At 44.1% G+C, this 13,640-nt stretch carries 11 protein-coding genes; all 11 read left to right on the plus strand.

What is annotated here, in order from left to right; translation table 11 throughout:
• Positions 1 to 88 precede the first annotated feature (88 nt).
• The 11 genes from FGL80_RS04965 to FGL80_RS05015 all read left to right on the plus strand — a co-directional run bounded on the left by FGL80_RS04965 (position 89) and on the right by FGL80_RS05015 (position 13,635).
• Positions 89 to 340: an IreB family regulatory phosphoprotein gene (locus tag FGL80_RS04965; RefSeq protein ID WP_010002043.1), complete on the plus strand. Its 252-nt coding sequence runs from the start codon at positions 89 to 91 to the stop codon at positions 338 to 340.
• Complete coding sequence (ruvX, locus tag FGL80_RS04970; protein WP_010002042.1) at positions 340 to 771, plus strand: Holliday junction resolvase RuvX; 432 nt, start codon at positions 340 to 342, stop codon at positions 769 to 771. The genes FGL80_RS04965 and ruvX overlap by 1 nt, the downstream gene beginning before the upstream one ends.
• Before the next feature lie 138 nt (positions 772 to 909).
• The gene (locus FGL80_RS04975; RefSeq protein WP_055308266.1) at positions 910 to 1,206 is read left to right on the plus strand and encodes a DUF1292 domain-containing protein; all 297 of its coding nucleotides are present in this window, start codon (positions 910 to 912) and stop codon (positions 1,204 to 1,206) included.
• 181 nt (positions 1,207 to 1,387) lie between these two features.
• Positions 1,388 to 2,860, plus strand: coding sequence for a cytochrome ubiquinol oxidase subunit I (locus FGL80_RS04980; protein ID WP_010002039.1), 1,473 nt, complete (start codon positions 1,388 to 1,390; stop codon positions 2,858 to 2,860).
• Positions 2,860 to 3,873, plus strand: a complete 1,014-nt coding sequence (cydB, locus tag FGL80_RS04985) for a cytochrome d ubiquinol oxidase subunit II (RefSeq protein ID WP_055308226.1) — start codon at positions 2,860 to 2,862, stop codon at positions 3,871 to 3,873. The genes FGL80_RS04980 and cydB overlap by 1 nt, the downstream gene beginning before the upstream one ends.
• Positions 3,874 to 3,985: 112 nt before the next feature.
• Positions 3,986 to 5,707, plus strand: a complete 1,722-nt coding sequence (cydD, locus tag FGL80_RS04990) for a thiol reductant ABC exporter subunit CydD (protein ID WP_147001831.1) — start codon at positions 3,986 to 3,988, stop codon at positions 5,705 to 5,707.
• Complete coding sequence (cydC, locus tag FGL80_RS04995) at positions 5,704 to 7,431, plus strand: thiol reductant ABC exporter subunit CydC (RefSeq protein WP_055308224.1); 1,728 nt, start codon at positions 5,704 to 5,706, stop codon at positions 7,429 to 7,431. The genes cydD and cydC overlap by 4 nt, the downstream gene beginning before the upstream one ends.
• Positions 7,431 to 8,066 carry a glycoside hydrolase family 73 protein gene (locus tag FGL80_RS05000; RefSeq protein ID WP_010002035.1) on the plus strand — a complete coding sequence of 212 codons (636 nt, stop codon included), beginning with the start codon at positions 7,431 to 7,433 and terminating at the stop codon, positions 8,064 to 8,066. Before cydC ends, FGL80_RS05000 begins: the two co-directional genes overlap by 1 nt.
• Before the next feature lie 97 nt (positions 8,067 to 8,163).
• Positions 8,164 to 10,410 carry a DNA helicase PcrA gene (gene pcrA, locus FGL80_RS05005; protein WP_055308223.1) on the plus strand — a complete coding sequence of 749 codons (2,247 nt, stop codon included), beginning with the start codon at positions 8,164 to 8,166 and terminating at the stop codon, positions 10,408 to 10,410.
• A 40-nt stretch (positions 10,411 to 10,450) separates the two neighbouring features.
• The gene (gene ligA, locus FGL80_RS05010; RefSeq protein ID WP_055308222.1) at positions 10,451 to 12,496 is read left to right on the plus strand and encodes an NAD-dependent DNA ligase LigA; all 2,046 of its coding nucleotides are present in this window, start codon (positions 10,451 to 10,453) and stop codon (positions 12,494 to 12,496) included.
• Positions 12,493 to 13,635, plus strand: a complete 1,143-nt coding sequence (locus FGL80_RS05015) for a CamS family sex pheromone protein (RefSeq protein WP_055308221.1) — start codon at positions 12,493 to 12,495, stop codon at positions 13,633 to 13,635. The genes ligA and FGL80_RS05015 overlap by 4 nt, the downstream gene beginning before the upstream one ends.
• Positions 13,636 to 13,640: the final 5 nt, after the last annotated feature.

The raw sequence follows: 13,640 nt of genomic DNA on the forward strand, positions 1-13,640 counted from the left end.
AGTTGTCATATTTATAGGGTAAAATAGATTTAGGACAATTAGTCACGCTAGACTGAAGCGTGAGCAACTAAAGAAAGGAGCGTGTGCGATGACAGTAGGAGATGAAACAGCAATTTTCGACTTTGGCAATCAACAGCCTAAGGCGATTCATGAAACGCTAGAGATTGTTTACCAAGCTTTGGAAGAAAAAGGGTATAACCCAATTAACCAAATTGTCGGTTATTTGATGTCTGGCGATCCCGCTTATATTCCGCGTTTGAATGATGCACGTAATTTGATCAAGCGTCACGAACGTGACGAGATCATTGAAGAACTTGTGCACGCCTATTTGAACAAATAATGCGTATATTAGGATTAGATGTCGGTAGTCGAACAGTTGGTGTTGCGGTGAGTGATCCTATGGGTTGGACAGCCCAAGGGGTTGAAATCATTCGCATCAACGAAGATGAGGCAGAATTTGGCCTCGAACGATTAGGTGAAATTATCAAGGCCAAGCAGGTTAAAGGTGTTGTCTTAGGCTTGCCTAAAAACATGAATAATTCCGAAGGCCCACGTGCTGAAGCAGCTCGGCGTTATGCCAAAATGGTTGAAGAAACATTTGGTTTGCCAACTGATTTTCAAGATGAACGCTTAACAACGGTGCAAGCTGAACGCATGTTGATTGAAGAAGCAGATATTTCACGTAAAAAGCGCAAGCAGGTCATTGACAAAATTGCGGCAGAATTTATTCTGCAAAACTATTTAGATGCTAATGGTAAATTAGCCAAGTAAAGACTCGAAACAACGTTTCTAGGCGAAACGTTGTTTTTACGTTATAATAGAGATACAAAAATTGAAGGGAGTGCGTGGGAGAAACGGCGCTGACAACCGATAACGTTGTCAGCGCACGATACGCGCAAAGCATTTATTATGGCAAACCAAGAAGATATTCAAAAGATCACACTTGTCGACGAAAACGGCGACGAAGCATTATACGAAGTCTTATTCACTTTCCATTCTGAAGAATATGGCAAGGACTACATCTTGCTTGTACCAGAAGGCGTGGAAGATGATGAAGAGGTGGACATCCAAGCTTACATCTTCAACCCAGATGAAAATGGGGATGCAACTGAAGAAGATTTGATCCAAATCGAAGATGATAAAGAATGGGATATGGTTGAAGAAGTCCTCAATACTTTCTTAGAAGACGATTCAAATTTTGCATAAGCATGAAGAAACGCGATGGCGTTTTTTTTGTTACAAAAGTTTAACAACTTGATGGCTTATCGAGTGATAAACTATTATGTAGAAGAGTGAGCAAGCTGCTTGATCGCTCAAATATTAGACGATATAACTGCTTTAAGTACGCATTAGTGATGGCGAGATGAGTTATATTTTGGAGGAACACATGGTTACATTAGTAGGGATACTTGACCTTGCGCGTTTTCAATTCGCAATGACAACGATTTTCCACTTCTTCTTTGTACCGATGTCAATCGGACTAGGTGTCGTGGTGTCGATCATGGAAACGATGTATGTCATCAAAAAAGATGAGACATACAAGAAAATGGCGCAATTTTGGGGTAAGATCTTCTTATTGAGTTTTGCGGTAGGGGTTGTTACCGGCTTGATTCAAGAATTTCAATTTGGTATGAACTGGTCTGAATATTCACGTTATGTCGGGGATATTTTCGGTTCATTGTTAGCCATTGAAGCGTTGGTTGCCTTCTTTGCGGAATCAACATTCATTGGGTTGTGGGTATTTACTTGGGATCGTTTTAAGCCAAGTATCCACGTCTTGTTCATTTGGATTACAACGATTGGGTCAATGATGTCATCGCTTTGGATTTTGGCGGCTAACTCATTTATGCAAAACCCAGTTGGTTATGCGATTGACAATCACATGGGACGTGCCGAATTAAAGAGCTTTAGTGCGTTACTTGCTAACAAGCAGTTGTGGGTTGAATTCCCGCACGTGGTTGTTGGGACATTAGTCACAGCTGGTTTCTTGGTTGCGGGTATGTCAGCTTTCAAATTATTGAAGTTGAAAAAAGGTGACAGTGAGATTCCTTTCTTCCGTAAGTCAATTAACATTGCCTTAATCGTTGGTTTGATCGGTATTGGTGGTGCCTTGATTTCAGGTGATAAGCACGCTTATGATTTGCAATCAATGCAACCTATGAAGTATGCGGCGATGGAAGGTGTTGATAAGACCATCAATTCAGCTGACCGTAAGGATAAGGCACAACCTTGGTCATTGATTTCAGTAACCAATCCCAAGACACACGAAGTGATTGCTAACGTTGAAATCCCTTATGTTTTGTCAATTTTGGGTAACCACTCATTGACGGGTGGTAAGACAATCGGGACAACTGAATTGGAAAAGGAATTCCAAAAGAAGTACGGTAAGGCAAATCCTGAGATTAAGAGTTACTATGTGCCTGAAAACACATTGTTCTACTCATTCCGTGTCATGGCGATGGGGGCTGGCGCACTCTTGCTACTGGCCATTGTTGCCCTTTGGATGAACCGTCGCAAGTCACAATTAATTTTGACTCAACGTTGGTTCTTGTGGATTATGGGAATTGCTACTTTTGTCCCATTCTTGATCAATACAGCCGGTTGGTTAGTGACTGAATTGGGTCGCTATCCATGGGTTGTTTACGGCCTAATGCCAATTAGTGAAGCCGTTTCGCCAAATGTGTCAGTGGCTTCGCTATTGATTTCAAATATTATTTACTTCTTGACATTTGCCTCACTCGGTGGCGTGATGATTTGGTTGGCGCGTCGTGTTTTGCACGCTGGCCCAAATGCGGAAGATACAGAACACTTGTCTCCAAGTGATCCATACAGTCACTTGGCCAAAGGAGGTGAAGCCTAATGAATACACTAGAAATTTTATGGTTCGTTTTAATTGGCGTTTTGTGGGCTGGCTTCTTCTTCCTTGAAGGATTCGACTTCGGTATCGGGATGCAATTCATCTTTAACGCCCGCGATGAAAATGATCGTGATGCGCTATATGAAGCAATTGGTCCTAACTGGGATGCCAATGAAGTGTGGTTAATCACAGCTGGTGGGGCGATGTTTGCAGCCTTTCCAAACTGGTATGCCTCATTGTTCTCAGGCTTCTACTTAATGCTATTGATTGTGTTGTTGGCTTTGATTTATCGTGGGGTTTCCTTTGAATTCCGTGAACAAATGCCAACCATTCAAGGGGCGCAACTTTGGGAACGCTTGATTGGGATCACATCAGTGATGGTACCATTCTTCTTAGGTATGATCTTTACTGCCATGGTATCAGGGACACCAATCGATGCCCGTGGTAACTTAACGGCTGGTTTCTTTGATTACGTGACACCATTTACTTTGGTTGGTGGTATCGCAGTGGCTTTGATGAGTTATGTGCACGGCTTGAACTATACACGCCTACGTATTATTGGCCCATTGCGGGACCGTGCAGTAACGCAATTAAAGTTCTTGTACCCAGTTTTGTTAGCTGGGGAAGCGTTGTTTGCCGTTTTGCTATTCTTCTACACTGACTTTATTCAAACAAAGCCAGTATGGACGTTGGCAATTTTGGCCCTCATTGTGGTCACAACGTTGATGAGTTGGTACACAGCGTTGAAGACAAAGTCAGAAGCTTGGCCATTTACTTTGTCAGGTTTGGCATTAGTTGAAGTGGTTGTCTTACTCTTCGTTGGGCTATTCCCACGTGTGATGGTGGCCAATAACCCATTGCACACGTTAGATATTATGAATGCGTCATCAACACCTTACACATTGAAAGTGATGACAATTGTGGTGATTACAGCTTTGCCAGTAACCCTTGCTTATCAAATTTGGAGCTTCTGGGTCTTCCGCAAGCGTATCGTTTCCCACAAAGTGGTTGAATAACATTGAGAAAAACGTTTACAATTGACTGTAGACGTTTTTTATTTTTAATTGGCAATGAGATGATCAACATAATCTCAAATCGAGATAACTTGTAGGAATAGATAAAGATAATATGATTGATAAAAGACTTTTCAAACTAAAAGGGATCATGACCACATTGCTGGGGCTCGTGATTTTAACTGGGATTCAAGGCCTAGCAATTTTGGCTCAAGGTATTTTCCTGGCACGGGCGATTGTGAGTCTTTGGCAAGGCCAACCGATACAATCGGCACTGGCGTCGATCGGCTGGTTTGCGGTAGCGTTTATTGTGCGGCAAATCTTAATCGTGGTTAAAAATGAATTGATGGCCAACTATGCGAATCAAGCCGTTGAAACGTATCGGGTACAGTTGTTGGCACGCTATACAGCCTTAGGTTCAACATTAGTTGCTGAACAGGGGACGGGAAATGCCGTGACCACGTTGGGTGCGGGACTAGACAACGTTAAGAACTATTTTCAGCTCTTGTTAGTGAAAGTATTTGATTTAGGCATTATTCCTTGGTTGATTTTAAGCTATATTTTTTACCTCAAATGGGAACAAGGCTTATTCTTGCTCTTGATTTTTCCAGTCATCATTGTTTTTTTTGTGATCTTAGGTTTGGCTGCGCAAAGTAAAGCCGATGCGGAATTTGCTAACTTTAAAAATTTGAATAACCGTTTCGTCGATGCGTTACGTGGGCTACCAACTTTAAAGCAGTTGGGATTAGCTGAAGATTATAGTCAAGAAATTTTTAAAATTTCAGAAGACTACCGGAAAACAACCATGCGGACATTACGGATTGCGATGACATCAACGTTTGCATTGGATTTCTTTACTACGCTATCGATTGCGGTTGTGGCCGTCTTTCTAGGGTTTGACCTACTGGATGGTAAGATGACGTTATTGCCGGCTTTAACGATTCTGATCCTCGCACCGGAATATTTTTTACCGTTACGCAATTTCTCTGATGATTATCATGCCACCCTCAATGGTAAAAATGCCTTAACAGATGTCTTGGAGATGTTAGACAAGCCAGAGGTGACGCAACGCGATGTCTTGCACTTATCAACGTGGGCACCAACGTCAACTTTGTCGGTTAGCGATATGAATTTTGGGTACGATGGGACGCTAGTGTTGAAAAACATTACGCTACAAGCTCAAGGATATCAAAAAATTGCGATTGTTGGGGAAAGTGGCGCTGGTAAGTCAACGTTACTTAATCTCTTAGGTGGCTTTTTGCGTCCAAACAGTGGTGATTTTGAAATTGCTGGCCAAATGATGCCGCATTTTGCGCAAAAAGATTGGCAAAAACAATTTTTCTACATGCCACAACACCCTTATATTTTCCATGAAACACTGCGCGATAATATCACTTTTTACGCCCCACAGGCTTCTGACGCAGCCGTTACGGCAGCAATTGAGCAGGCGGGGCTACAAAGCTTGGTGGCGACGTTACCCGATGGTTTAGACACGGTGATGGGGGAAAGTGGACGCCAGGTGTCTGGTGGTCAGGCGCAGCGCATTGCGTTAGCGCGGATGTTGCTGGATGAACAACGGCATGTGTTATTGTTTGATGAGCCGACAGCCCATCTTGACATTGAAACTGAGTATGAGTTGAAACAAACGATTGCGCCCATCTTGGCGAATCATCTCGTCTTTTTTGCAACGCACCGCTTACACTGGTTAGACCAAATGGATTATGTGTTGGTGATGCGTGATGGGCAGATTGTCGAACAAGGTGAACCGGCCGTCTTATTGGCTGATAGTCAGAGTGCCTTGAATCACTTGCGCTCAGAATTACGAGGTGGACAATGACAAAAATAAAACAACTTTTACGGCGTGATCATTGGATCGTACCCTTCTTGAAAACACAAAAGAAAGGCTTGTTTTGGTCCATTTTTTTGGCGTTCTTAACCACGTTTGCGGCTGGGGCGCTGATGTTTGTGTCGGGTTATTTGATTTCACGCGCAGCCCAGCGGCCAGATAACATTTTGCTGATCTATGTACCGATTGTTTTGACGCGTGGTTTTGGTATTGTGCGCCCAGTCTTTCGTTATGCACAACGCCTTGTTTCGCATAATTGGGTGTTGAAATTTGTGTCAAAGTCGCGCCAACGTCTTTATGAAAGTGTGGCCAGTACTGCAAGTAGCATTCGCGGCCGATTGCAAACTGGTGAAATTCTAGGGTTGTTAGCGGGTGACTTAGATCAATTACAGAATCTGTATTTGCGCACAATTTTCCCACTTGGCGCCGGATTAATGTTATATTTGTTTGTCAACTTAGGGTTTGGCGTGGTGGACTGGCGCTTCATGATTTGGTGGTTGGTGATGTTAACGATTATTTTGGTTGTCATCCCGATTCTGAGTTTTTGGGCGAATCGTCAACGCATTCAACGCCAAAAGCAATTACAAGCGCAACTCTATACGGAAACAACAGATGCTGTGCTTGGTTTACAAGATTGGGTGTTGTCAGGCCGTCAAGCTGATTTGATGGCGCGTCAAGGGCGCACGATGGCGGCATTATCTGCAGCCAAGCATTGGGGGATGTCATTTGGTTGGTGGCGTGATTTTATCATCCAAATGCTGGTGTTAGTGTTAGCAATGAGTACTATTTTTTGGGCCGGCCATCAATTTGCGGGTCACACGATTGCGGTGAACTATATTGCGGCCTTTACGTTAGCGATTTTCCCATTAGTCGATAGCTTTTTGGGTGTTAACCAAGGTGTGAGTGAGGCGCCTTTTTATGAAGACAGTCTTCAGCGGTTAAATGAATTGCCAGTACCAGAACCAACACCAGAAAACCCGATTCATGTGACTGATCCAACGATTGCGTTGCATGATGTAACCTTTCAATATGATCAGCAACGCATTATTGATCAGATGACCCTGACCATTAAACCAGGCGAAAAAATCGCTTTGCTAGGGCGTTCAGGGTCAGGGAAAACAACGCTGTTGCGATTAATTACGGGGGATTTAACGCCGACAACTGGCCAGGTGACCATTGGCGGACAGCCGGTACAAGCGCTGCGTCATCAATTGGCGCGGCTTGTTGCAGTGTTAGATCAGCAAGCCTACTTATTTGATACGACAATTTTGAATAATGTGCGGATGGGCAATCCTGGGGCGACAGATGACCAGGTGAAAGAAGCCATTCGTAAGGCTGGTTTGCAGCCATTGATTGATCGTTTGCCTGACAAATACGACACTCAAATGCAAGAAGCAGGGCAACGCTTTTCCGGTGGGGAGCAACAGCGGTTTGCCTTGGCACGGATCTTACTACAAGATGCACCAATTGTTATTTTGGACGAACCAACTGTTAGTTTGGATCCAAGAACTGAACGCGCCGTGTTGGACCAAATTTTCAAAGTGTTACATGATCGCACGATTATTTGGGTAACGCATCACTTGACGGGGATTGATCAAGTCGATCAAGTCTATTTCTTGGCAAATGGGCACTTTACGTTATCAGGCACCCCACAGCACTTACGGGAAACGTCCCAACACTTCAGACAATTATTAGCACTGGATACTTTTAACTAATGGCAAAAAAAAGACAAAAACGCGGCAGAAAACGTTTATTGAAACTGGATTTATGGCTCTGGGTGAGCACGATTTTAATACTGGCAATTGTCGCTAGTTTTTGGTCACAAACAACGATTTTTAAACCAGCGCAACCAACCACTAAGCAGGACGACATTAAAGCACAACGTATCGCGTGGATTAATGAACTTGCCCCTTATGCGCGTCAAATGCAAGAACAATATGGCGTGATTGCTTCCATTAGCATCGCGCAAGCAATTCTTGAGTCCAATTGGCATACGTCAGTCTTATCGACACAATATAATAACCTTTTTGGGATTAAGGCGCGTGCGGGGCAAAAAAGTGTGGTATTGCCGACCCAAGAGTTTGAAAATGGGGAATGGAAAACCATTCAAGGCCGTTTTGCGGCCTATGATTCTTGGCAACAAAGTATGAAAGCGCACGCGGAACTGCTTTATCATGGCACGAGTTGGAATGCTGCCCAATATCAACATGTCTTAGCCGCAAAGGATTATCAAGCTGCTGCCACTGCTTTGACACGCGATGGCTATGCTACGGATCCAGCTTATGCGGAAAAACTCATTTCAATCATTCAAACTTGGCAATTATCACGATTTGATATCCCGCAAAAATAAAACGAGCTTCGGCTCGTTTTTTTTGTGGTTGACGAACTTCTGTTCGTGTGGAAATCTGGTATAATAATAGGAGTTAATTTACACTTTAGGAGCACACATGTCAGTAGAAGAACTCATCAATGGAATGAACGACAAGCAGGCCGAAGCCGTCCAAACAACGCAAGGCCCACTTTTGATTATGGCAGGTGCCGGATCAGGAAAAACGCGCGTGTTAACGCACCGGATTGCCCATTTGGTAAAAGATTTAAACGTAATGCCATGGCGTATTTTGGCCATTACCTTTACCAATAAGGCCGCTAAGGAAATGCGCGAACGAATTGGCGCGTTATTGTCTGAAGATGTGGCGCGCGACATTTGGGTGTCAACTTTCCATGCTTTGGCGGTGCGCATTTTACGTCGTGATGGTGAAAATATTGGCTTGTCCCGTAATTTTACGATTATTGACACCAGTGCACAGCGCACATTGATGAAGCGCGTCATTAATGACCTCAACTTGGATACGAATCAATACGAGCCACGCACCGTGCTTGGGATGATTTCCAACGCGAAAAATGACATGTTGCGGCCAAAGGACTATGCGCAACAAGCTGATAACGCGTTCCAAGAGACCGTGGCAGAAATTTATGAGGCGTATCAAGCTGAATTGAAGCGTGCGCAAAGCGTGGACTTTGATGATTTGATTATGTTGACAATTGATTTGTTCCAGTCATCACCTGACGTCTTAGCACGTTATCAAAATCAATTTGACTATTTACATGTCGACGAGTATCAAGATACCAACGATGCGCAGTATACCATTGTCAATATGCTAGCGCAGCGCTCACAAAATCTCGCCGTTGTTGGGGATGCCGATCAGTCAATTTATGGTTGGCGTGGCGCCAACATGAACAACATTTTGAACTTTGAGAAGGATTATCCTAACGCACAAACGATTTTGTTGGAACAAAACTACCGTTCGACGCAAAATATTTTGGATGCGGCCAATGCCGTGATCAACAATAATAATGAACGGCTGCCAAAAAATCTCTGGACGCAAAATGGGCAGGGCGACAAAATTACGTATTATCGCGCGCAATCTGAACATGATGAAGCGAACTTTATTTTAGCTAATATTCAAAAAATGCGTGCCGAAAAGCAAATGGCGTACAGTGATTTTGCCGTTTTGTATCGGACCAATGCGCAATCGCGAAACGTCGAAGAAGCCTTGGTGAAGGCTAATATGCCTTATACGATGGTTGGTGGGCATAAGTTCTATGAACGTAAAGAAATTCTGGATATTATGGCTTACATGCAACTGGTAACCAATCCCAATGACAATGCAGCGTTTGAACGGATTGTTAATGAACCCAAGCGTGGCTTAGGCGCAACGTCGATCACACGGTTGCGTGAACTCGCCAATCGGTTGAATGTTTCATATATGACAGCGATCGAAAGCATTGAATTGGCTCCCGCGATTTCAACGAAGGCAACGTCAAAATTCCTTGAATTTGCTGAAATGATGCATGAATTACGCCAGCAAGCTGAGTTTTTGAACGTGACGGAACTCGCTGAAATTGTGATGACTCGGTCAGGTTATCGGCAAATGCTAGCGGAAAAAAATGATCCAGATAGCCAAGCACGTTTGGAAAACTTGGAAGAATTCTTGTCAGTGACTAAGGAGTTTGATGCTAAGTATCAACCGGATGATCCAGAAGCCATTGATCCGATGACGGACTTTCTGGGGACTACTGCTTTAATGAGTGATTTGGATGACTTTGAAGAAGGTGACGGCGCTGTGACATTGATGACGTTACATGCAGCCAAAGGCTTGGAGTTCCCCGTTGTCTTTTTGGTGGGGATGGAAGAAGGCATCTTCCCCTTGTCACGCGCTTTGATGGCTGAAGATCAGCTTGAAGAAGAACGACGCTTGGCGTATGTTGGGATTACCCGCGCCATGAAAAAGCTGTTCTTAACCAATGCTTTTTCACGCTTACTATATGGCCGAACACAATCTAATGAGGCTTCCCGCTTTATTAATGAAATTTCCCCCGCTTTACTTGAGACCGAATATGGTCAAAATACACGGGTAACACCGCGTCGTGATTTACCGTTTGATCGGAAAAACCAGCGTGCACAAGCGACAACTTATCGTGCGACCCCAGTGACGAAAACAACCAGTGGCACGACTGGTGGCGATCAAATCACGTGGGCACCTGGGGATAAAGTTTCTCACAAAAAGTGGGGGATCGGGACAGTGGTTGCCGTTAGTGGTGATCGTTCGGATCAAGAACTTAAAGTGGCCTTCCCATCGGAAGGGGTGAAGCAGTTACTGGCAGCTTTTGCACCGATTACAAAGGTTGACTAGCCAAGTAAGTGCGACTTTAATATGAGATTAGGAAAATAGGATGTTACCAGAATTTACACCAATTGAACAATTGTCTACGTCAGCAGCACAACAAGAAGTTGCCCAGTTGCAAGCTGATCTCACTAAATATGGGGTCGCCTACTATGAACAAGATGCACCACTTGTTGAAGATCATGTCTATGATGCGCTTTATGCGCGATTAGTGGCGTTAGAATCAGCCTTTCCACAGTTTGTGACCCAAGATTCTCCAACCCAAAATGTTGGTGGTGCCCTGACAAAGTCTGGCTTAGCCAAAGTGGAACATCCGGCACCAATGTTATCTTTGGGGGATGTTTTTAGCTTAGAAGAGTTAGCAGCTTGGGATGAACGGACGACCAAAAGTCTCGGTTTTCAATCGCCTTATAACCTTGAATTAAAAATTGATGGGTTAGCGGTGGCGTTGACTTATGTTGATGGCCGGCTTGTCCAAGCGTCAACCCGTGGGAATGGGACAATTGGCGAGGATGTCACGCGTAACGTCAAAACGATTAAGGCCATTCCACAACAATTAACGGAACCCTTAACCATTGAAGTACGTGGCGAAATTTATATGCCTAAAAAAAGTTTTGCCGCTTTAAATGTACAACGTGAAGCTGATGGCTTGGAACCGTTTGCTAATCCTAGAAATGCGGCAGCTGGCTCATTGCGACAACTTGACGCACAGGTGACGAAACAACGCGAATTATCAGCCTTTGTGTACTACACGGCTGAACCAGAGGTACTTGGTGTCACGACCCAAAGTGGGGCGTTGGCTCGTTTTGCTGAGCTTGGTTTGCCGACCGATACGCATAATCAAGTGATTGAAAAAATGGCTGATATTGCTGATTTTATCGCAACCTATACAGCCAAGCGTGACACGTTGGCCTATGGGATTGACGGTGTGGTGGTGAAAGTCAATGCGTTGGATAATCAAGTGGAGCTTGGTAATACGGTGAAAATTCCGCGCTGGGCGATTGCCTATAAGTTCCCACCGGAAGAAGCCTTGACGGTGGTGCGCGATATTGAATGGACCGTGGGTCGGACGGGCGCCGTCACACCAACGGCTGTCATGGATCCCGTTCAACTGGCTGGGACCACAGTGCAACGTGCTAGTTTGCACAACCCTGATTATTTGCAACAAAAAGATATTCGCATCGGGGATACGGTCACGTTGCATAAAGCTGGGGATATTATTCCGGAAGTCGGCCAAGTAATTTTATCTCAGCGACCGGCCGATAGTACCGCGTATCCGATACCGGTTGTCTGTCCAGCGTGTGGATCAGAACTAGTCCACATCTCAGGCGAAGTGGCGTTACGTTGTATTAATCCTTTCTGTGCGGCACAAATCCAAGAAGGGTTGACGCATTTTGCCTCACGCAATGCGATGAATATCGCCGGTATGGGGCCACGCGTGATTGATCAATTACTAAAGGCCAACTATATCAAGGATGTGGCGTCAATTTATCGTTTAGATATGACGCAATTACTGTCTCTAGATAAGTTTCAAGAGAAATCAGCTGCTAATTTGTTAGCCGCTATTACGCAATCAAAAGAAAATTCGTTAGAACGGTTATTATTTGGTCTAGGGATTCGACTTGTTGGGGCAAAAGCGGCGCGTTTGGTAGCGGAAAAGTTTAAGACCTTATCAGCGATTGCCGAAGCGACCGTGCCGGAAATCGCCAGCATTGATGGGATTGGGGATGCGATTGCGCAATCGATTGTACAATATTTTTCACATCCGGAATCACAACAACTATTAATTGAATTAACCGCCGCTGGCGTGAATCAGACGTATTTATCAGACGTTGAAGTTGATGAAAATTCGTTTTTCTATGGTAAAAAGATCGTCTTAACTGGTAAACTAGAACAGAGCAGCCGACCAGCAGCAACGAAGTGGTTACAAGACCATGGGGCACAGGTTGCGGGTTCTGTATCAGCAAAAACCGATTTGTTGATTGCTGGTGCTGATGCTGGTAGTAAGTTAGAAAAAGCGACTGCACTAGGGGTGCTTGTCTGGACAGAACAAGAATTTTTAGAAGCACAAGCAAAAGAAGGTAGTGAAAAATGAAGCGAATTGGATTCCGAGGCTATATGATCATTGCAATCGCCATCCTGGTTATCGCCGTTGCGGGACTCTATTTTTTTAATATGAATCGCGTCACCCCAACAGCGACTAAGAAAGCTCAAGGCGTGCAAATTACGCAAAGTGCACCAGGACAATATCAAACCGTGATTAAGAATGGCCGTTATTTAGTCAGTGCGGCCCGTGGTATTACGGCCAGTTCTGAACCCAATAATTTAGATGTGAAACACTTTGAATCAGGGTTGTTGGATTTAGCGAAAACAAGGTTTAAGCCCAGTCAATATATTTTCCAAGAAGGCCAATACTTATCAGCGGATACGGTAACCAATCTCTTAGATCGCAAGAGTAACAGTAACCCAGACGGCTTGAACCCAGAAGATAATGGCAAAACAGATGACTCACGTAATCCAATTTATGTCCAAACCTTAACCGAACAAGATTTCATGTCAAAAGAAGGCAATAATTTGAAATTGGCTGGGATGGTCGTTGGGGTGGCGATGAATACCCAAGACGAGTATCAAAAAGAGCAGTATGGGGCAACGTATACGCAAAATATTTCGGATGCTGACCGGATTGCCTATGGTAAAAAGATTGCGCCTAAAATTGTGGCCAAAGTACGCGAACAAGCTGGGGTATCAAAAGATACGCCAATTGTGATTGCCATGTATGCCAACGCGCCATCAGATTCGTTGGCACCAGGGAATTTTTACGCTGAAGCTATTAGTGATCAAGGGACAACGTTAAAAGATTGGCAAACTTTTTCTAACCAATCGATTGTTTTGCCAAAAGAAGCGACAGATACGTCTAAGTTAGGCACGGATGAAAATAATGGTTTTGCCAACTTTAAAAATGACGTGGCTAATTTCTTCCCAAACATCGCTGGGGCAACGGCGGTGGCGAACTTTAAGTCAGGGACACTATCAAGTATGAACGTGACGGTGACGACGCAATTCTACAGTCAGACAGAAATTGAAAGTTTTACCACTTATGTTGCGCAGTCAGCTTTGAAGTTCTTACCAAGTAATGTGCCAATTCGTATTGAAGTCCGTACGGCTAACGAGCTGCAAGCTATTTTGACACGACAAGCCAATGATAAGGCCTTTACAATCACACTTCTCAATTAAGCATA

The organism is Leuconostoc lactis (assembly GCF_007954625.1).
Lineage (GTDB): Bacteria > Bacillota > Bacilli > Lactobacillales > Lactobacillaceae > Leuconostoc > Leuconostoc lactis_A.